The sequence below is a fragment of the Streptomyces sp. NPDC044571 genome (assembly GCF_040647115.1).
Classification (GTDB): domain Bacteria; phylum Actinomycetota; class Actinomycetes; order Streptomycetales; family Streptomycetaceae; genus Streptomyces.
On the sequence record NZ_JBEZBN010000087.1, the window covers coordinates 1 to 18,124 of the forward strand.

An 18,124-nucleotide genomic window follows, 5' to 3' on the forward strand; every position below is an offset into this window, starting at 1 on the left:
GCTCGCGCCGGTCGGGGAAGACCTGGCGCTGGATCGACAGCGTGGCAGGCATGATCATCGCACCGCCGATGCCGAGCAGCGCGCGGGCGGCGATGCCGCCGGGTCCACACCCGGCGGGCCGCCCCGTCCGCGTCACACAGGGGTTCAGGGGACCAGGGGATCAGGGGGAAACAGGGGATGGGATTCTTCGACGGCATCCGGGGCAGCCGGGCGCTGCAGTTCGACTCGGGCAACGCCTCGTCGAACGCGATCGAGCTCACCAAACGACATCCGACCGTCTCCCTCACCAAACAGGGCGCGGTCCACGGAAACCTGCGGGTCAACCTGTCCTGGCGGATGCGCACCTCCGACATCGGCGGCCCCGGATCAGGCAGCGGCCGGCTCCTGCGGCACCCGTTCAAGCTGTTCAAGCCCGACATGGTGCAGGCGCACACCCAGGGCATGGTCAACGTCGACCTCGACATCGGCTGCCTCTACGAGCTCGCCGACGGTACCCGGGGCGTCGTCCAGCCCCTGGGCAACCTGCACGGCGACATCAACAGCCCGCCGTACGTGAAGCTCAGCGGCGACGACCGCTTCGGGGCGCCCTCCGGGGAGACGGTCTTCGTCAACCTCGACCACGCCGACGAGATCAAACGACTGCTGATCTTCGTCTACATCTACGACCAGACTCCGGCCTTCGACCGGACCCACGCCATGGTCACCCTCTACCCGATCACCGGGCCGCGCATCGAGATTCCGCTGGAGGAGCGCCACCCGCAGGCCCGCTCCTGCGCCGTGCTCTCCCTGGAGCACGTCAGGGGCGAGCTGATCGTGCGCCGCGAGGTGAAGTTCGTGTACGGCTTCCAGGCGGAGCTGGACCGGCTGTACGGGTGGGGACTCCAGTGGGGGCGGGGTTACAAGACCGCCAAGAGCTGACCGCTCGGCGCCGGTCAGCGGCGGATGAACTGCGGTCCCTGCACCGGCAGCCGGAAGGCGTCGCCGCCCTGACCCGGCACCGGCGCCGGGGACACCGGCTGCGGGTACCCGTAGGCCGGCTGTACGGCCGGAGGGGCCTGCGTCGGCGGCGCGAGCGGGCCGGTCGGGGTCGGCGGGCGCATCGCGGCCGTCTGCTCGGCGGTCGGCCCGGCGGTGGAGGCCGTCCCGGAGCCGGGGGCCCGCTCGGCGTTCTGCGCGGCCTCGGCAGCGTTCTCGGCGGCGTTCTCGTCCACGGAGATCCCGTGGTCGGTGGCCAGGCCCACCAGCCCGTCGGAGTAGCCCTCACCCAGTGCCCGGAACTTCCAGCCCTCGCCGCGCCGGTACAGCTCTCCGCAGATCAGGGCGGTCTCGGCGCCCGTCTCGGGCCGCACGTCGAAGAAGGCCAGCGGCTCCGAGCCGCCGGTCGCCGTGGCGTCGTACAGCAGGATCCGCAGGTCCTGGACCCGCTGGAAGGGGACGTCCTCGGCGGAGGCGACCACGAGGACGCGGTCCACCGCCGCGGGAACGGCCCGCAGGTCCGCCTGCACGGCGTCGGTGACCGCGTCGCCGATCTGCTTCTTGCCGAGCCGCCACACCGCCCCCGAGGGGTGCCGGGGCTGGTTGTAGAACACGAAGTCCTCGTCCGAGCGCACCCGTCCGTCCGGGCCCACGAGCAGGGCCGAGGCATCGACGTCCGGGACCTCGGGGCCGCCGGTCCACCGCAGCACCGCCCTGACCGCCACGGCGGCCACGGGGATGTTCGAGCCCTTCTGCATCGCGTGCGTCATGCCCGTCATCCTGCCCTCCCGGGGTGCCGCGGAACAACGCGGCCCCCCGTAGGGCCTTGTCCTGGGGGAAAGAGCTGGGCATGGTGCAAGAGGGTTACCTGAACTTCATGTGCTTGAGGAACTCTTGACTCATATTCGTACGTACTATTACCGGCCACGCCAGTCGGGCCGCCGAAGCAGTACGGGGGAAGCACATGCGTCACTTTGGGCACATATCGCCCGCGGTCCGTAAGGACCTCTTCCACCAGGAGCCGGCCGAGTTCACCGCCGCCTCGCCGGCCCGCATCCTCGCCGCTGCCCTCGGTGCCACCCTCTACAGCCCGGCCACCCGCCCCCACCTCGCCGCCGACGTCCACAAGCAGGCCGGCCGCGGAGTCGTCTCCATGGTGATCTGCCTGGAGGATTCGATCAGTGACGCCGACGTGGCGGGCGCCGAGCAGAACCTCGTGCGCCAGTTCGCCGCCCTCGACGCCGACGCCGGCGCGGGCCGGGAGCTCCCCCTCCTCTTCATCCGGGTCCGCACCCCCGAGCAGATACCCGACCTGCTGGACCGCCTCGGTGCGTCCGCCCGCCGACTGGCCGGATTCGTACTGCCCAAGTTCACCGAACACGGCGGAACCGCCTTCCTCGACGCCCTGGCCCAGGCAGAGGAGCGCAGCGGGCAGCACCGGCTGTATGCGATGCCCGTCCTGGAGACTCCCGACCTCCTCCACCTCGAAACCCGCGTCGATGCCCTCGCCGGCATCTCCCGCACGGTCAACCGCCACCGCGAGCGGGTGCTCGCCCTGCGGCTCGGCGTCACCGACTTCTGCTCCGTGTACGGACTGCGCCGCACCCCCGACATGACGGCCTACGACGTCCAGATCGTCGCCGGAGTGATCGCCGACGTGGTGAACGTGCTCAGCCGCGCCGACGGCACCGGCTTCACGGTCACCGGACCCGTCTGGGAGTACTTCCGCCACCAGCAGCGACTCTTCAAGCCGCAGCTGCGCCGCAGCCCCTTCCTGGAGGAAGGCGCCGAGGAACTGCGCACCGCGCTGATCGAACACGACCTGGACGGGCTCCTGCGCGAGGTCGAGCTCGACCGGGCCAACGGACTGCTGGGCAAGACCTGCATCCACCCCGCCCACGTCACCCCCGTCCACGCGCTGTCGGTCGTCTCCCACGAGGAGTTCAGCGACGCCCAGGACATCCTGCGCCCCGAGCGCGGAGGCGGCGGAGTCATGCGCTCCGCCTACACGAACAAGATGAACGAGGTGAAGCCGCACCGGGCCTGGGCCGAGCGCACCATGCTGCGCGCCGAGGTCTTCGGCGTGGCCAAGGAAGAGGTCGGCTTCGTCGACCTCCTCGCCGCCGGGCTCCAGACGTGAGCGGGCCCGTGGCATCCCCCGAGCAGAGAGGCAAGACGATCGAAGCGGTGTGGTCGGGAACCTGGGTCGCGGACCGGCTGGGCGTACGCCTGCAGGAGGCCGAGGCCCTCGACGCGCGTGCCGCGCAGGGAGCCGCTGCGGCTGCCCCTGCCGCAGCGGCGCCGGAGCCGGCGGGCGCGGCCGCTGCGGAGCCCGTCGGCGCGGCCGGCGTTGAGCCCGAAGGCGCGGCCGCCGCGGGCGGGGCACCGCCGCGGCTCACCGACCTGCTCGGGCTGGCCCTGCGCCGCAACCCCAAGCGGGTCCACCTCCTGGTCTCACAGGTCCTCGGCAAGCACGTCCCGCAGTCACCGCGCACCGTCTACGCCGCCGGATACGGACTCGGGGAGCGGGTCCGGGAACTGCTCGGCGACGAGGCCGCCGACGCCGTCGTCCTCGGATACGCCGAGACCGCGACCGGGCTCGGACACTGCGTGGCCGACGGCCTCGGCACGGCCCCCTATCTGCACTCCACCCGCCGCCCCGTCCCGGGCGTGGAGCCCGCAGGCGGATTCGAGGAGGCCCACTCGCACGCCACCTCCCACCTGCTGCTTCCCGAGGACCCCAAGCTGCTGGCGGGTGACGGACCGCTGGTCCTCGTCGACGACGAGTTCTCCACCGGCAACACGGTCCTGAACACCATCCGCGACCTGCACGCCCGCCACCCCCGCAGCCGCTACGTGATCGTCGCCCTCGTAGACATGCGCGCGGAGGCCGACCGGGACCGGCTCGCCGCCTTCGCCGCCGAGGTCGGCGCCCGCGTCGACCTGCTGGCCCTGGCCCGCGGCACGGTGCACCTCCCCGAGGGCGTCCTCGCCGCCGGACAGGCCCTGGTCGAAAGCCACGAAGCGCAGGTGGCCGCCTCCGCCGCCGCCGCCTCCACGGCCTCCGCAGCCGCAGCCGCCGCCCCGCGCACGCCCGTGGAACGGGTCTCCCTGGACTGGCCCGCCGGGCTCCCGGACGGCGGCCGGCACGGCTTCACCCCCGCCCACCGCGCCCGCCTCGAAGCGGCCCTGCCCATCCTGGCCCGGCAGCTCACCGACGCGCTCGACACGGCGCCCGGGCGGGTCCTCGTACTCGGCAACGAGGAGCTGATGTACGCGCCGCTGCGCCTCGCGCAGGCCCTGGAGGACTCCGGTGCGGCCGACGAGGTCCGCTTCTCGACCACCACCCGCTCGCCCGTGCTCGCCGTCGACGACCCCGGCTACGCCATCCGCACCCGCCTGGTCTTCCCCGCCCACGACACTCCACCGGCCACCGCCGGCGGGACCCCCACCGCCGGCGGCTCCGACGACCGGTACGCGTACAACGTGGCCGGAGCCGGCTTCGACACCGTCATCGCCGTCGTCGACAGCCACGGCGACACCCCCGCACTGCACGCCCCCGACGGCCTCCTCGCCCGCCTGGCCCCGCACACCCGCCGGGTCCTGCTCGCCGTCGTCCCCTCGTACACCCCCGGCCCGTCCGGCCCCCGCACCACCACCGACCCCCGGCAGGAGCCGACCATGCCCGAGCCCCTGCGCGGCCCCGCCTTCTCCTCGTACGCAGCCGAGGACGTCGGCTGGCTGCTCCAGGACCTCTCCGACGTGCCGCTGGAGGCACCGACCGAGGAACGCGAGGAAGCCATCCAGGCCGGCGGCGCCCACTACGCGGAGTCGCTGCCCGTCGAGTACCAGCCCTCGGCCCAGTACCAGGAGCTCTACCGCAGCGCGCTGAGCGCCTCGGCCGCCCGGATCGCCCGGGCCGTCGGCACGGTCACCGAGACCGTCCTCGCCGAACGCTCCCCGTCCCCCGTCCTGGTCTCCCTGGCCCGCGCCGGCACCCCCGTCGGCGTGTTGATGCGCCGCTGGGCCCGCTCACGGCACGGCCTGGACCTGCCGCACTACGCCGTCTCCATCGTGCGCGGACGCGGCATCGACGCCAACGCGCTGCGCTGGCTGGCCGCCCACCACGACCCGGCCGACGTCGTCTTCGTCGACGGCTGGACCGGAAAGGGTGCGATCACGCGCGAACTGCGCGACGCCTTGGGCGCGTTCCCCGGCTTCGACCCGGAGATCGTCGTTCTCGCCGACCCGGGCTCCTGCGTGCGCACCTACGGCACCCGCGAGGACTTCCTGATCCCCTCCGCCTGCCTCAATTCCACCGTCTCCGGCCTCATTTCGCGTACTGTGCTCAGGTCCGACCTGGTCGGCCCCGCCGACTTCCACGGCGCGAAGTTCTACCGCGAACTCGCCGCCGCCGACGTCTCCGTCGACTTCGTCGACACCGTCGCCGCCCGCTTCGACGAGGTGGCCGATGCCGTCGACGCCGAGGTCAAGGAGCTGCTCGCAGCCGACCGGGCCCCCACCTGGGAGGGCTGGGCGGCGGTGGAGCGCATCAGCGAGGAGTACGGCATCCACGACGTGAACCTGGTCAAGCCCGGCGTCGGCGAGACGACGCGGGTGCTGCTGCGGCGAGTGCCGTGGAAGATCCTGGCCCAGCGCGGCGCCGGACCCGACCTGGACCACGTACGCCTCCTCGCGCAGCAGCGCGGCGTGCCCGTGGAAGAGGTCGACGGACTGCCCTACACGTGCGTGGGACTCATCCACCCCCGCTTCACGCGCGGCGCGACCGGCGCCGACGGAAAGGCCGTGGCCTCCAAGTGACCGTCCTCGTAGCCAGCGACCTCGACCGCACGCTCATCTACTCGACGGCGGCGCTGGGCCTCAGCATGCCCGACACCGCGGCCCCGCGCCTGCTGTGCGTCGAGGTGCACGAGAGCAAGCCGCTGTCCTACATGACCGAGACGGCCGCGCAGCTGCTGGCCGGACTGACCGCCGACCCGGTGGTGGTCTTCGTCCCCACCACCACCCGCACCCGCAAGCAGTACCAGCGCATCCGCTTCCCCGGCCGCCCCGCCCCGTACGCGATCTGCGCCAACGGGGGCCAGCTGCTGGTGGACGGCGTACCGGACCGCGACTGGCGGCGGCAGGTCGCCGCGCGCCTGGCCGAGGAATGCGCTCCGCTGGAGGAGGTCCACGGACACCTGCTGGCCACGGCCGACCCGGCATGGCTGCGCAAGGCCCGGGTGGCGGAGGACCTCTTCGCCTACCTCGTCGTCGAGCGCGCCCTGGTCCCCGCAGAGTGGATCAAGACCCTGGCGGAATGGGCCGAGGCACGCGGCTGGACCGTCTCCCTCCAAGGCCGCAAGATCTACGCCGTCCCGCGGCCGCTGACCAAGAGCGCGGCCATGCACGAGGTGGCCCGCCGTACGGGAGCCACGACGACCCTCGCCGCCGGCGACTCCCTGCTCGACGCGGACCTGCTGCTCGCCGCGGACGCCGCATGGCGCCCCGGCCACGGCGAACTGGCGGACGCCGGGTGGGGCGCGCAGGGCGTGACGGCACTGGAGGAAGTGGGCGTCCTCGCGGGTGAGGAAATCCTCCGGCGCTTCGGCGGCGCAGTTGCGAGACTGAACGCATGAGCAAAGGCAACACGACAAAGATGACTGATGAGTTGTACGCCTACATGCTGGCGCACAACCCGCCGCTGGACGCACACCAGCGGGGGCTGATGGAGACCACGGACGCCAAGTTCCCGGACGTCGCCGGCATGCAGTCGGCGGAGGAGCAGGGTCCGCTGCTGGCCTTCCTGGTCCGACTGACCGGCGCCCGGCACATCGTGGAGGTCGGCACCTTCACGGGCTTCTCCGCCCTCTCGATGGCCCAGGCCCTCCCGGCCGACGGCACGCTGATCGCCTGCGACATCTCGGAGGAGTGGACGGCCTACGGCCGCGCCGCCTGGGAGGCGGCGGGCGTCGCCGACCGCATCGACCTGCGGATCGCCCCGGCCCTGGAGACGCTGCGCGCGATGCCCGCGGAGCCGCACATCGACATGGCCTACCTGGACGCGGACAAGGAGAGCCAGATCGCCTACTGGGAGGAACTGGTTCCGCGGATGCGCCAGGGCGGTCTGATCGTCACGGACAACACTCTCTTCCACGGGAGCGTCCTGGACCCGGACCCGCGCCCCTCGGCGGCGGGCGTCCAGGCCTTCAACGACCACGTGGTGGCGGACGGCCGGATGGAATCCGTGCTCCTGGGCATCTCGGACGGCCTGACCCTCTCGCGCAAGCGCTGACCGCTTACCGCTGACCGCAGCGGGCTGCGGTCAGCACCGGCTAGCAGCAGCCGCCTCCGCCGCAGCACCCGCCGCCGGCGGGGGCGGGGGCGCTGCTCGTACCGCCGACGGCCACCGCGGACAACAGCTTGACGGTGTCGGCGTGCCCGGCGGGGCAGTCGGCGGGCGCGGACGACTCGGCCATGGGCCGACTGACCTCGAAGGTGTCTTCGCAGGTCCGGCAGCGGAATTCGTAACGAGGCATGGGCCAAGGCTACCGAGCCGGACGGCCGGGCTGAAGCCTGCCACCACCCGCCCGTCCGCCGGTCTGCCCGCCGATCCTGCCCCCGGCCCGGATCCGGTCCTCCTGCGCGGCCTGCTCCGGGTGACGGGCACGCCAGTACGGATTGTCGTGCGGCAGCGCACTGCCCACCCGCCCGTACATCCCGAACCACATCAGCATCACGCCGACGACAAAGCTGAACAGCACGTTCTGGATGTGGAACGCCAGGAAGTTGAAACCGCTGTCCAGCAGGGCGAGATTGACGAACCCGCTCAGGATGAACGCCACCCCCAGCACGATGTTCAGGGTGGAGGCGAAGGTCCCGCCGATCACCATCCCGACGAACAGCAGCCCCCCGATACAGATCGACAGGACACTGAGCGCACCGTTGGTGTTCAGCGCGAGCACCGTGTCACCGCCGGTGTCGAAGAACCCGATCTGGTCGACGAGCCCCAGGATGCCGAAGGCGACCAGCAGCAGCCCGGTCAATCCGGCGCCGACCCGGTACACCTTGCTGAGCTTGTGATCGGCGGGCAGATGCTCGTCCAGCCGGGCATTGACCGGGTTCATCATGCGTTGCAGCGCCCCGGGGCCGGGCGGGGGCGCGTGGGTCGGATACGGCTCGTGGGCCACGTACGGCGCATAGGACTCATGGGGCTCGTGGCACCCGTAGAGCGCATGAGGTGCGTAGGACTCATGGCCATGAGAAGGGGCGTGGCCGTGCTCATGCCCATGCCCATGCCCATGATCGTGATCGTGATCGTGATCGTGCTCATGCGGTACGGGTGGCACCTGCGGCACGCGGGAGGCGCGAGGCCTGTGCAGCACACGAGGCAGGTGGAAAGTGTGGGCAGCCATACCGCCCTCCTCTGCTCCGTTCCCGGACCTCCAGCATCCGCCGATGCCCACCCCCGGACAACTCCGGCCCGGCATGCAGCTCGGCCCCCGGCAGCCCGCCTGCGGCTTCGGGCCTCACCCGACGGCGCGCCGGCCCCGCATGTCCGCCACCACCCGGCCCACGGCCGCCCGGACCTCCTCCATCTCCTGGAGGAAATGCCAGTAGTCCGGATGCCGCCCCTCCAGCCCGCCCAAGGCCCGCTCCATCCGGGTCACCGCCTCGTCCAGCGGCCGCGCATGCCGCGGATCAGGGACGCTGCGCCCCTCCATCGCCAGCCGCTGCGCATCCCGGATCGCGAACCGCGTCCGCTGCACCTCCGCCTGCGGATCCCGCTCCACCGCCTCCAGCCGCGCCAGCCGGTCCTGCGCAGCCGACACCGCCTCGTCGGTCGCGTCCAACGACACCCGGACCGCCTCGATCAGCGCCGCCACGTCCGCCCACCGCTGCTCCTCGCGGGCCCGGGCGGCCTCCCGCAACTGCTCCTCGGCCCGCGCCAGGTCCCGTACCGCCTCGTCCGGCACCTGCTGCAGGTCCTGCCAGCACGCGGCGCTGAACCGCCGGCGCAGCTCACTGAGCACCGGATCGACCCGGTCCGCCCGGTTGCGCAGCGCCTGCGTCCGCGTCCGCAGGCTCACCAGCCGCCGGTCGATCTCCGCCGCCCGCTCCGGCAGCCGCGCGGCCTCCGCCCGTATCGCCTCCGCGTCGCGCAGGATCCGGTCCGCGCGCTGGACGGTCTCCTGCACGCCGTGCTGCGCGGCGCCCTGGTTCAGCCGGGTCAGCTCCGGCCCGAGCGCAGCCAGCCGGGCCGCCAGGTCATCGGCCCGCATCCCCTTGCCGCGGACGTCGTCCAGCGCCGTACTCGCGGCCAGCAGCGCCGCCCTGGCCCGCTCCCGCGCGGGCGCCACCCGGGCCAGCTGCGTCTCGGCCTTGTCCAGCAGCGGCTGCAACCCCTGCGCGAACCGGTCCAGCTCCGCCTTGACCCGTACGAGCTCGTCCCGCGCCCGCGTCAGCTGCTCCCGCGCCCGCGCGGCGACGGAACCCTCCAGCTCGGGCCGGTCCAGGTCATGGGCGTCGACGGCCTCGATGTACACCTGGCTGACCTGGTCGATCCGCTGCCCGAGCGCGGCGAACCCCTGCCCGGCTTCCCGCGCCGCGGGCGACCCGTCGGCCGCCGCGATGGTCTCGATGGAGATCCGCAGATCGCGCTGCGCGGTGTCCAACTCGTAGAACGCGGCGGCGGCGGCATCCTTCGCCGCCTGCGCATCGGCCCGCCGACTCTCGTCCCGCCCACCGAACCACCGCCGGGATGCCGTTGTCACAATCCCTCTCCCGTACCGCGTCCGCCATGCCCTGATCCATTCTCCCCCACGGGAACGGGTTTGCGTGGGGGGTGTGCCCGCCATGTAGGCTGTCCACTCATCCACGGGTGCGTAGCTCAGGGGTAGAGCGCTGCTCTTACAAAGCAGATGTCGGCGGTTCGAAACCGTCCGCGCCCACCAGCCAAAGGCCCCCCGCCGATCGTCGGCGGGGGGCCTTTGACATCCCCCATCCGACATCACCGAGCACGCTCAGGGCCGCTCGCCCCTCAGGCCGAGCACCCGGTCGATCCGCCACACCGCCCCCGCTGCGTGACCCGCCAGGGCGATCGCCTGCGTCCTTGCCGGGGGCGCCGGCCGGCAGATCAGCATTGATCGTCTGCGCCGGTCCGGTGTGGCGAACCCGCCCGCCGAGCCGGCGACTTCAGCAATGCCCGTCCCAAGGCCGGCGCGGCGGCCGGGCTCACGCGCGCGGCAACGGGCTGGAGGAGGCGTCCGTCGGGTTGGTCCTGGAGCGCAGCGACGAGGAGTGAGCCGACGCGTTGATCGCCGCCTATGCGGTGGTCGTGCGTGGGGGTTTCGGGGTGGGGCGGGGCGTGGGATGGTCGGGGGATGGGCGAGTGGCTCGCGGTGGGCGGGGCGGTCCTGGGGGTCGCCGGGGTGCTGGTCGTACTGGAGAGGGGGGCCGCGGCGGCGTTCGAGCGACGGCGTGATGCGGAGCGGGCGCGGCTGCTCGCGCAGGTTGCCGGGCCGGAGGAGGCGGAGGATCCGAAGTACGCCGACGTCGGCGGAATACCGGCCGGGCGGGAGGAGAGCGGCGCCGACTTCACCTCCGTGCTCGTCGAGTACTACGCCTACGGGCTGACCCAGGCACGCAGCAGCTTCGCGACCAGCCAGCGGTTCGCCGGAGTGGGCGCCACCATACTGCTGCTCGGGGTGGCCCTGGCCGTGTGGAAAGCCGAAAGCACCGGGGACCTGTACCTCGGGGTCGTGACCAGCTCGGTCGGGCTGGTCGTCACGGTCGTCGGGCACCTCTTCCACCGGCGCGCCGATGTCGCCCTGCGGCACATGGCCGCGCAGACCGCCTCCCTGCGCGAGGACCGGCGGGCCGCCGCCGCCCTGCGGCAGGCCGTCGCGTTGCTCGACGAGGTCGCCGACCCCCAGCTGCGGGCGCGCCTGCAAGCCGGCCTGATCATGAAGCTGTCCGGGGCCGAGCTGCCCCAGTAGCGGGATAGTGGGGGTATGTGCCGTTCCATTAAGACCCTGCGCCCGCCCGCCCTCCCCGAAAAGGCCACGGAGGAGGACATCCGCGCCGCAGCGCTCCAGTACGTACGGAAGGTCTCCGGATTCCACGCGCCGGCCGCGCACAACCGGGAAGTCTTCGACGCGGCGGTGGACGCCGTCGCGGAGGCCACCCGCGACCTCCTCGACGGCCTCCAGATCAGAGGCGCAGCGTCATCAGCTCGCGCGGGCGCGGCGGCGTAGCACCCAGATGCCCGCGCCGACGGCGCCCGCGACGAGGGCGCCGCCCACCGCGATCTGCCCCGTGTTCATCGCGCGGGTGCTGCCGCCCAGGCCGCCGCGCGCCGCCCCTGACGAGACCTGGAGGGAGACGGTGACCCGCTCGCCACCGCCGCATTCGAAGGTCACGTTGTAGGAGCCCGGGCTGACGTCGCGGTAGACCGTGGTCGCGCCGAAGAGGATGCCGCTCTGCAGGTTGCCGGGAGTCAGCCGGGCTTCGCCGAACGCACTGGACGAGGCCCTGCCGATGCTGGTCCCGCAGCCCGAGAGGTTCAGGCTGACCCGGCCGCCCGGGGCGACGACGGTGGGGGAGACACTGGCGGAGGGGAAGGCGTACGCGGCGGTGGCGGGAGCGGCGGCGGCAATGACCGCGGCCGCGGCCACAGCCCTCATCAGCTGAGCGGAACGTGTCGCGGGCATGGAGAGAACTCCTCGGCTCCTCGAAAAGGCGCGGCCCGGCCACGGATGTGACGCGGATTCGGCAGCGCACCGTACTTCGGACGCTAGGAGCCCCGGCACGCGGCGGCGATCGGGACCGGGTGAACGGGTGAGCCGTTGCTCCGCCCGGGGGAGCCCGCTACGCCCGGACGGCCGTCGGGGTGGGACGGCGGACCAGGAAGGCGGCCAGAGCGCCCGCGGCGAACAGGGCGAGAACCGAGACCGCCGTGCCCAGCCAGGCGGCGCCGAGCCACTGGGTGCCGAAGTATCCGAGGGCCACGCTGTAACCGGCCCAGGCCATTCCCGCCAGCACCGACCACGGCAGGAACTCCATGACCTTGCGGTGCGTCTTGCCCGCGCCCAGCGAGACCACCGAGCGACCGGCCGGGGCGAAGCGGGCGATCACCACCAGTGCCCCACCGCCCCGGGCCAGGGCCGTGCCCAGACGCTCCTGGGCGCGGGTCAGCCGGCGCGAACGGGCGATGGCCCGGTCAAGCCGCGCCCCGCCCCGCCGGCCCAGCCGAAACGCGGCCATGTCACCCAGCACCGAAGAGGTCGTGGCGATCACCAGGAGGGCAAGGATGTCCGGCACCTGCTCGGGCCCCGGCACGGGCACCGGCCCCGCCGCCCCGGCAGCCGCTGCAGCCGCCGCAGCCGTGATCACCAGCACCCCGCTCGGCAGCACCGGAAGGAAGACGTCGAGCACGACGGACAGCGCCACCACGGCGTAAATCCATGGGCTCGTGGTCAGCGACCCCAGACTCTCAAACAAACGGGACTCCCCAGTCCGGTTGACGTGCTTCCGCGTGAAGCGCCGCGACGTCGCGGGGGAGCGGCAGGGGCGGCTTGACAGCCATACAGCGTACGCCTGGCGTTGGCGCCCCCGTCGCCCAGGTGCCCCTGGGGAGCCCACGGTGTGTCAGGTCGCCGAATCCGCCGCCGTCAGATCCCGATCCAGCACCGTGACCAGCCGGGCCCCCTTGTGCCTCCTACCCGCGGGGTGAGCCTGCTCAAGCTGCAGCCGGGCCGTGCGGCCCGTCAAGGCCAGCGTCATCAACTGGTTTCCGAACCACGGCCCACCCGTACGCCGCCAGCTCAACGGCGGCCGACCCGTTCGCCCGTGCCGGGAGAACCCGCGCCCCAGCCAGCGCCCCACCCGCGACCAGCCCAGCCGAAACCCCCACTTCACCACCGTATGCACCGAGTTGTGCACCGGCGAGCACGTCAACTGGAACACCCGGGCCGTGCTGGGTATTCGGGGCTCGGCCACATACGCGTGATGGACATCCCCCGACAGCACGCACACCGTCGCCGGCGCCCGAGGACCCGTCCCCACCTCCTCGATCAGATCACTGAGCGCCGCGAACGAGGCCGGGAACGCCGCCCAGTGCTCCAGATCGCTGCGCCGGCGCAGATCCTCCCCGATCCGCTCCCAGCGAGGCCCCCGATCACCACGACACAGCGCCGCATTCCACACCTCCGCATCATGGATCAGCGGCGGCATCAACCACGGCAGCGAGGACCCGATCAGCAAATGGTCGTACCCGCCGTGACCCGCCAGCGCATTCTCCCGCAGCCACTGCTGCTCCGCCGGGTCGAGCATCGCCCGCCCCTCCTCGGCCAAGACCCGCGCCGCCCGCGTATCCACCATCAGCAACCGCGAACGGCCGAAGTCACGGCGGTAACTCCAGCGCACCGAACTCGGATCGGCATCCGCCGCGGCCGCGAAGGCCCGCAGCGCATCCGTACCGTCCGGAGCCGTGCAGACCCGCTCGTACACGGCGTCCGCGGCGAGCTCGGCCGGCGAGAGATTGCCCAGGTGCTGATACACCCAGTACGACATCAGCCCACTGAGCACCCGCTCCCGCCACCACGGCGTCGCCCGCATCTCCGCCAACCACGCAGCACTGGTGTTCCAGTCGTCCACGACATCGTGATCGTCGAATATCTGCAGGCTGGGGACGGTGGACAGAAGCCAGCGGATCTCCGGGTCGAGCCAGGACTCGTAGTACAACCGGGTGTACTCCTCAAAGTCCGCCACCTGCGCACCCGGAGGCTCACGCAGATCCCGCCGCGCCGCGAGCCACCGCCGGGTCTCCCGCGACAGATGGTCCGCGTAGACCTGGTCGCCCAGCAGAAGCACCACGTCCGGCCGGACCGCCTCCGGATCGGCTGCCAGCCGCGCCGCGAGGGTGTCGAGCGCATCGGGGCCGTGCGGACCCCGCCGGTCGGCGGGCGGCGCGGCCTGCCGACAGGAGCCGAAGGTCACCCGCAGGGCAGGAGCCGGCCGCCCGGGCGCCGCGACGGCCGGGGTGGTGATCACGCTCGGTGGGAAGGCACTGCCCGGCAGGGGCCAGACGCGGTGGCCGTCGAGCAGCACCTCGTACGCCGTCGTGGCCCCCGGAGTCAGGCCGGTCACCGGCACCAGCGCATAGTGGTGCCCCTCTATCTGGAACGTAAGCACACTGCCACCGGCCCCGTCGGCGCAGCGCACCTCGGCCGTGCACGGGCGATCGGCCTCGACCCAGATCGTGGCCGAACCGCCCGTGTCCCAGTCGACGTAACGCAGCAGTGGCCCCAGACGCAATCCGGCCATCGAACTCCCCCTCCTCCGTAGCCGCTTCGATCACGGTACGACGAGGAGAGGGAGCCTGGCCTCCCCCTGGTGGGGGATAGCACACGCCCGCGTGGGGGAGGCGATGGGTGGGGTGGATGTGCGGCGGTGGGGGAGGGTGAGGGGGAGGGGGGTTCCTGCCGCCTGCCGCCTTCCCCTTCGGCGCCCGGTGGCCCGGGGCCCGCTGCCCGGGGTGCTCGGGGAGTGCCGCCGTCAGCAGCCGTTGAGGATGTTGACCAGGGCCGACTTCTCGCCGGAGTCCATGCTCAGACCCCAGTACTGCTTCACCTCGACCCACATGCGGGCGTACGTACAGCGGTAGGCGGTGCGCGACGGCAGCCACTTGCCCGGGTCTTGGTCGCCCTTGGCCTGGTTGACGTTGTCGGTGACCGCGATGAGCTGGGGTCGGGTGAGGTCATTGGCGAACTGCTGGCGCTTGCTGGTGGTCCAGGAGCTCGCTCCGGAGCGCCAGGCCTCGACGAGCGGGACGACGTGGTCGATGTCGAGGTCGGCGGCGACGGTCCAGGTCGCACCGTCGTACTCGGAGTACCAGCTTCCGCTGACAGCCGCACAGCTGGAGTCCACGGCGACGTTGACGCCGTCGCGCTTCAGGACGGTCTCGCGGGTGTTGCAGGTGCCGGAGACGGTGGACCAGTGGGGGAAGAGGCTTCGACTGTAGCCGCTGGTCGAGCCTTCAGCCTGCGGGGTGACGGTGGCCAGGTAGGAGCGCGCGGCCGCGGCGCTGATCGGGGTGGGCGGGGAGGCCTGGGCGGCGGGTGCGCTCACGAGGGAGGTGAGGGCGGCGAGCGCCGCTGCTGACGCGAGCACGCCAATTCGACGCGCGTAGACGGAGGATATGCGAGCCGTGAGGGCCATGAGTGGGGGCTCCCTGGATGCGGGGGTTGGGTGGGTCAGCCCCGGCGGGGCGCAGCCATGGTGGCGGCCCCGGATTGCGCGGGGGCGGGCGTCAGGTTACAGCTGGATGGCATGCGCACGTCAGGGCTGAGGATGGATGAGCGGCCCCGCATTGGCGGAGGTTGGGATTCCGGGGGTGGGGTGGTGCGTACGGAGGCGCTTTTGCTGAGGGAGAGTGGTGCGGCCCGGGCGGTGGGCGGTGGGGTGTGGTGGAGCGGGCAGCGGGACCTTTGGCCTATTTCGGGCGCGCGTCGACGTCGCGTACCCTGTGGGGAGCAGAAGGGGAGTAGCTCTTCGCCGGACCGTCGACATACTGCTGGGTCACCCCAGCCGGCGCCCGGAGGCAGACCGCCCAGGCGGGCTGCCAGCGAGACCTTCGGCCGCAGTGTCCTGTCCCAGGTTCATGTGCACCCGTCCACGCGTCGGGGCGCGTGGGCACCGTCAGGGCGCCGCCCAGCCGAAGCGACCCCTGAAACACCCCAGGTCTCTCGGTACCGATGGCGCCCTGCCCGACCGATCGAGGTTCCACCCCGTGCTCAGCACCAGCTTCAGCATCACCGTCACGGCCATCGCCTTCGGCGTCGTCTTCCTTGCCGAGCTCCCTGACAAGACCGCCCTCGCCGGCCTGATGCTCGGCACCCGCTACCGCGCCTCGTACGTCTTTGCCGGAGTCGCCGCCGCCTTTGCCATCCACGTCGTCCTCGCCATCGCCGCCGGCAGCGTCCTCACCCTGCTCCCGCACCGGCTGGTCCAGGCTGTCGTCGGAACCCTGTTCCTCGCCGGAGCGGCCATGCTGCTGCTCAAGAAGAGCGACGAGGAGGAACACGTCAAGGCCCCCGCCGACCAGTCCTTCTGGAAGGTCTCCGGCGCAGGCTTCATGCTGATCCTGGTGGCAGAATTCGGTGACCTGACCCAGATCATGACCGCCAACCTCGCCGCCCGCTACGACAACCCCCTCTCCGTCGGCATCGGCGCCGTCCTCGCCCTGTGGGCGGTCGCGGGAATCGGCATCCTGGGCGGGCGCACCCTCATGAAGTACGTGCCGCTGCGCCTGATCACCAAGGTCGCGGCATGCGTGATGGTGGCGCTGGCCGGGTTCTCGCTGTACGAGGCTATTGCGGGCTGAGGTGGCGTACGGGGCCGGGCAAGGCGGGGCGGGGTGGGGTGGGGTGGGGCTTCGGGGGTCGGGATGCCCGCACTCGGGGTCGGTGGGGTTCGGGGGCGTCCCGGCAGTCTGTTGTCCTTCCGTGCCGGTCCGGCCCGTCAAGGGCGCTCCTCCTCGTTCCTCGTCGTCGCGTCGCTTCGCGATGGCCTTCGGCCACCCTTGACTGCCCGCCCGCCCCGGAAAGACAACAGACTGCCGGGAAGCCCCCGGGGAATGGCCGGGGGGTGAGAGTCCAGGAGCGGGCCCGTCGGTGAGGGGCGGGCCGGTTCCCGCCGCCATGTCCCCATCCGGGGCCGATAGATCCCCTCTTCCCGAGCCCAGGCCGGGTCAAGCCGCAGTCGGCGCCAACGAGATGGGCATCGGGGCCATCCAGCCCACCATCGCGTCAAATCGCTACGCGCTTCGCCCGGCATAGCGTCCGACGGCCGTCTGGGGTCGCTCGTATCCGCGACAGAGCGCTACACAGTTGATCTCGACTGGCGTCCGGCGGTCGTCCGGGGCGGGGAGGGATCTAGGCTGCCTTTGACCGCAGCGGGCGGCATGCCCGTAGTTGCCGAAAAGGGAGTTCAAATATGCGCGCACGTCGGATCCTGGGTGCGTCCGTGGTGTCCGCCGCCTTGGTTGGGGGCACATTGATCACCGGCAGTCCCGCCATCGCGCAGACGAACGCGTCCGCAGCGAGCTGCACTGCGCTGGCCCTTGAGACCGTGGTGATACGTGATCGGATGAGCGTCAACGGGACGGCCCTCGCCCAGCTCAACAAGGGCGAGAGGGCGACGTCGCCCTGCCAGATGTACTACGGCGGCTCATACACCAAGTGCGGCATCATCAGCACACGTTGGGTCAAGGTGACGAAGTACGGAGTTACCGGCTACGTGGTCGGCACCTGCGTGAAGCAGCCGGCCTGACGGCCCCGGGGCCGCCGTCACTGTTGGCAGCGACCGAAGGTCACGACGTAGGTTCCGGCGCCGCTCGCCCCGGCTCCACTTCGGTCCGCGGCACCCGGCAGGGCTGCCCGGCCGATGTCGCGCAGGTTGGGATCGAGAACTATCTGACGGTGGCCCCACGTGCTGATATTCACCCACCAGTTGACCGCAGCCTTGGGGGTTCCCGAACCGCCCCAACCGGTATAGGTGATCTCATTTACGGCCCATGACCGTGGATTGGGGCAGTACCCGGCAGCCATGATGCGGCTCTGCGGTGTGGAACCGGTCTGCGGGTTGGTGTGGGAATCCTTGTTGGGGCCCCACCACTTCAGCTGGACGGCTGCGGCGGCGTGTTGCTGCGCAGCTTTCGTCAGACTCTGATTCACGGTGAGGAGCGGCAACCCGCGCCGCGCCCGCTCGGCATTGATGAGACAGACCACTACGTCGTTCACCTGAACGTCATTGCCGCTGCTCGGCGCCCGATTGGCGGCCGCGGTGTCACAACTCAACGCCACGGCCGGTGACGTTCCCGGCGCGAGTGTGGCGGCCATAACTCCGGCTGCAGCGAAGGTCAATGCCGTTCTTCTGAGGGAAACTTTGCTTCTCACGGAGAGAACACCTCCCGCGAAGACGGACAGTCCCTCCCAGGCTGCCACCTGGTACATCGGGTCGCATCCGGGCCGTCACTCAATGCCTGTTCCCAGCCCCAGACGGGCCGCGGACGCCAAGCCGAGACCGGCTGTGTAGCGATCTGCCGCGGCAATGAGCGACCCCAGACGGCCGTCGGACGCTATGCCGA

At 71.7% G+C, this 18,124-nt stretch carries 18 protein-coding genes and 1 tRNA gene; 10 read left to right on the plus strand and 9 right to left on the minus strand.

Annotation, left to right across the window (positions count from 1 at the left end; genetic code table 11):
* Positions 1-177: 177 nt before the first annotated feature.
* A complete protein-coding gene (locus AB0B01_RS29140) occupies positions 178-918 on the plus strand; it encodes a Tellurium resistance (RefSeq protein WP_361725394.1) in 741 nt (246 codons plus the stop codon).
* A gap of 14 nt (positions 919-932) precedes the next feature.
* On the opposite strand, the gene AB0B01_RS29145 is transcribed toward AB0B01_RS29140, so the two are convergent.
* Complete coding sequence (locus AB0B01_RS29145) at positions 933-1,745, minus strand: TerD family protein (protein ID WP_361725397.1); 813 nt, start codon at positions 1,743-1,745, stop codon at positions 933-935.
* Positions 1,746-1,939: 194 nt separating this feature from the next.
* Here AB0B01_RS29145 and AB0B01_RS29150 point away from each other — a divergent pair, with 194 nt between their 5' ends.
* From AB0B01_RS29150 to AB0B01_RS29165, 4 genes are read left to right on the plus strand one after another with little or no spacing between them, the layout of a single operon-like run.
* A complete protein-coding gene (locus tag AB0B01_RS29150) occupies positions 1,940-3,115 on the plus strand; it encodes an HpcH/HpaI aldolase/citrate lyase family protein (protein ID WP_361725400.1) in 1,176 nt (391 codons plus the stop codon).
* Entirely contained in the window at positions 3,112-5,796 is a 2,685-nt protein-coding gene (locus AB0B01_RS29155) for a phosphoribosyltransferase (RefSeq protein WP_361725403.1), read from the plus strand. Before AB0B01_RS29150 ends, AB0B01_RS29155 begins: the two co-directional genes overlap by 4 nt.
* A complete protein-coding gene (locus AB0B01_RS29160; protein ID WP_361725406.1) occupies positions 5,793-6,614 on the plus strand; it encodes an HAD family hydrolase in 822 nt (273 codons plus the stop codon). The genes AB0B01_RS29155 and AB0B01_RS29160 overlap by 4 nt, the downstream gene beginning before the upstream one ends.
* A complete protein-coding gene (locus tag AB0B01_RS29165) occupies positions 6,611-7,270 on the plus strand; it encodes an O-methyltransferase (RefSeq protein WP_361725409.1) in 660 nt (219 codons plus the stop codon). The genes AB0B01_RS29160 and AB0B01_RS29165 overlap by 4 nt, the downstream gene beginning before the upstream one ends.
* 40 nt (positions 7,271-7,310) lie before the next feature.
* On the opposite strand, the gene AB0B01_RS29170 is transcribed toward AB0B01_RS29165, so the two are convergent.
* From AB0B01_RS29170 to AB0B01_RS29180, 3 genes are all read right to left on the minus strand, one after another.
* Positions 7,311-7,514, minus strand: a complete 204-nt coding sequence (locus AB0B01_RS29170; RefSeq protein ID WP_361725412.1) for a zinc ribbon domain-containing protein — start codon at positions 7,512-7,514, stop codon at positions 7,311-7,313.
* 9 nt (positions 7,515-7,523) lie between these two features.
* On the minus strand, positions 7,524-8,105 hold the full coding sequence (locus AB0B01_RS29175; RefSeq protein WP_361725442.1) for a DUF4383 domain-containing protein: 582 nt from the start codon (positions 8,103-8,105) through the stop codon (positions 7,524-7,526).
* A 399-nt stretch (positions 8,106-8,504) separates the two neighbouring features.
* Complete coding sequence (locus AB0B01_RS29180; protein ID WP_361725415.1) at positions 8,505-9,749, minus strand: hypothetical protein; 1,245 nt, start codon at positions 9,747-9,749, stop codon at positions 8,505-8,507.
* A gap of 105 nt (positions 9,750-9,854) precedes the next feature.
* On the opposite strand from AB0B01_RS29180, the gene AB0B01_RS29185 reads away from it, so the two are divergent.
* The 3 genes from AB0B01_RS29185 (at position 9,855) to AB0B01_RS29195 (ending at position 11,231) form a co-directional block, all read left to right on the plus strand.
* Positions 9,855-9,929: transfer RNA gene (locus AB0B01_RS29185), tRNA-Val, on the plus strand.
* A gap of 429 nt (positions 9,930-10,358) precedes the next feature.
* The gene (locus tag AB0B01_RS29190) at positions 10,359-10,973 is read left to right on the plus strand and encodes a hypothetical protein (RefSeq protein WP_361725418.1); all 615 of its coding nucleotides are present in this window, start codon (positions 10,359-10,361) and stop codon (positions 10,971-10,973) included.
* Between the two features lie 15 nt (positions 10,974-10,988).
* Positions 10,989-11,231 carry a DUF2277 domain-containing protein gene (locus AB0B01_RS29195; protein ID WP_361725421.1) on the plus strand — a complete coding sequence of 81 codons (243 nt, stop codon included), beginning with the start codon at positions 10,989-10,991 and terminating at the stop codon, positions 11,229-11,231.
* On the opposite strand, the gene AB0B01_RS29200 is transcribed toward AB0B01_RS29195, so the two are convergent.
* The 4 genes from AB0B01_RS29200 to AB0B01_RS29215 all read right to left on the minus strand — a co-directional run bounded on the left by AB0B01_RS29200 (position 11,205) and on the right by AB0B01_RS29215 (position 15,177).
* Positions 11,205-11,687: a hypothetical protein gene (locus AB0B01_RS29200; RefSeq protein WP_361725424.1), complete on the minus strand. Its 483-nt coding sequence runs from the start codon at positions 11,685-11,687 to the stop codon at positions 11,205-11,207. The two genes, AB0B01_RS29195 and AB0B01_RS29200, sit on opposite strands and share 27 nt — an antisense overlap.
* A gap of 157 nt (positions 11,688-11,844) precedes the next feature.
* The gene (locus AB0B01_RS29205; RefSeq protein WP_361725427.1) at positions 11,845-12,477 is read right to left on the minus strand and encodes a VTT domain-containing protein; all 633 of its coding nucleotides are present in this window, start codon (positions 12,475-12,477) and stop codon (positions 11,845-11,847) included.
* Positions 12,478-12,624: 147 nt separating this feature from the next.
* Positions 12,625-14,301, minus strand: a complete 1,677-nt coding sequence (locus AB0B01_RS29210) for an alkaline phosphatase D family protein (RefSeq protein WP_361725430.1) — start codon at positions 14,299-14,301, stop codon at positions 12,625-12,627.
* 231 nt (positions 14,302-14,532) lie between these two features.
* On the minus strand, positions 14,533-15,177 hold the full coding sequence (locus AB0B01_RS29215) for an HNH endonuclease family protein (protein ID WP_361725445.1): 645 nt from the start codon (positions 15,175-15,177) through the stop codon (positions 14,533-14,535).
* Between the two features lie 589 nt (positions 15,178-15,766).
* Here AB0B01_RS29215 and AB0B01_RS29220 point away from each other — a divergent pair.
* Both AB0B01_RS29220 and AB0B01_RS29225 read left to right on the plus strand, forming a co-directional pair.
* A complete protein-coding gene (locus AB0B01_RS29220; RefSeq protein WP_361725433.1) occupies positions 15,767-16,360 on the plus strand; it encodes a TMEM165/GDT1 family protein in 594 nt (197 codons plus the stop codon).
* A 746-nt stretch (positions 16,361-17,106) separates the two neighbouring features.
* On the plus strand, positions 17,107-17,307 hold the full coding sequence (locus AB0B01_RS29225; protein ID WP_361725436.1) for a hypothetical protein: 201 nt from the start codon (positions 17,107-17,109) through the stop codon (positions 17,305-17,307).
* Between the two features lie 17 nt (positions 17,308-17,324).
* Here the strand turns inward: AB0B01_RS29225 and AB0B01_RS29230 are convergent, their stop codons facing one another.
* Positions 17,325-17,876, minus strand: coding sequence for a CAP domain-containing protein (locus AB0B01_RS29230; protein WP_361725439.1), 552 nt, complete (start codon positions 17,874-17,876; stop codon positions 17,325-17,327).
* Between the last annotated feature and the right edge of the window lie 248 nt (positions 17,877-18,124).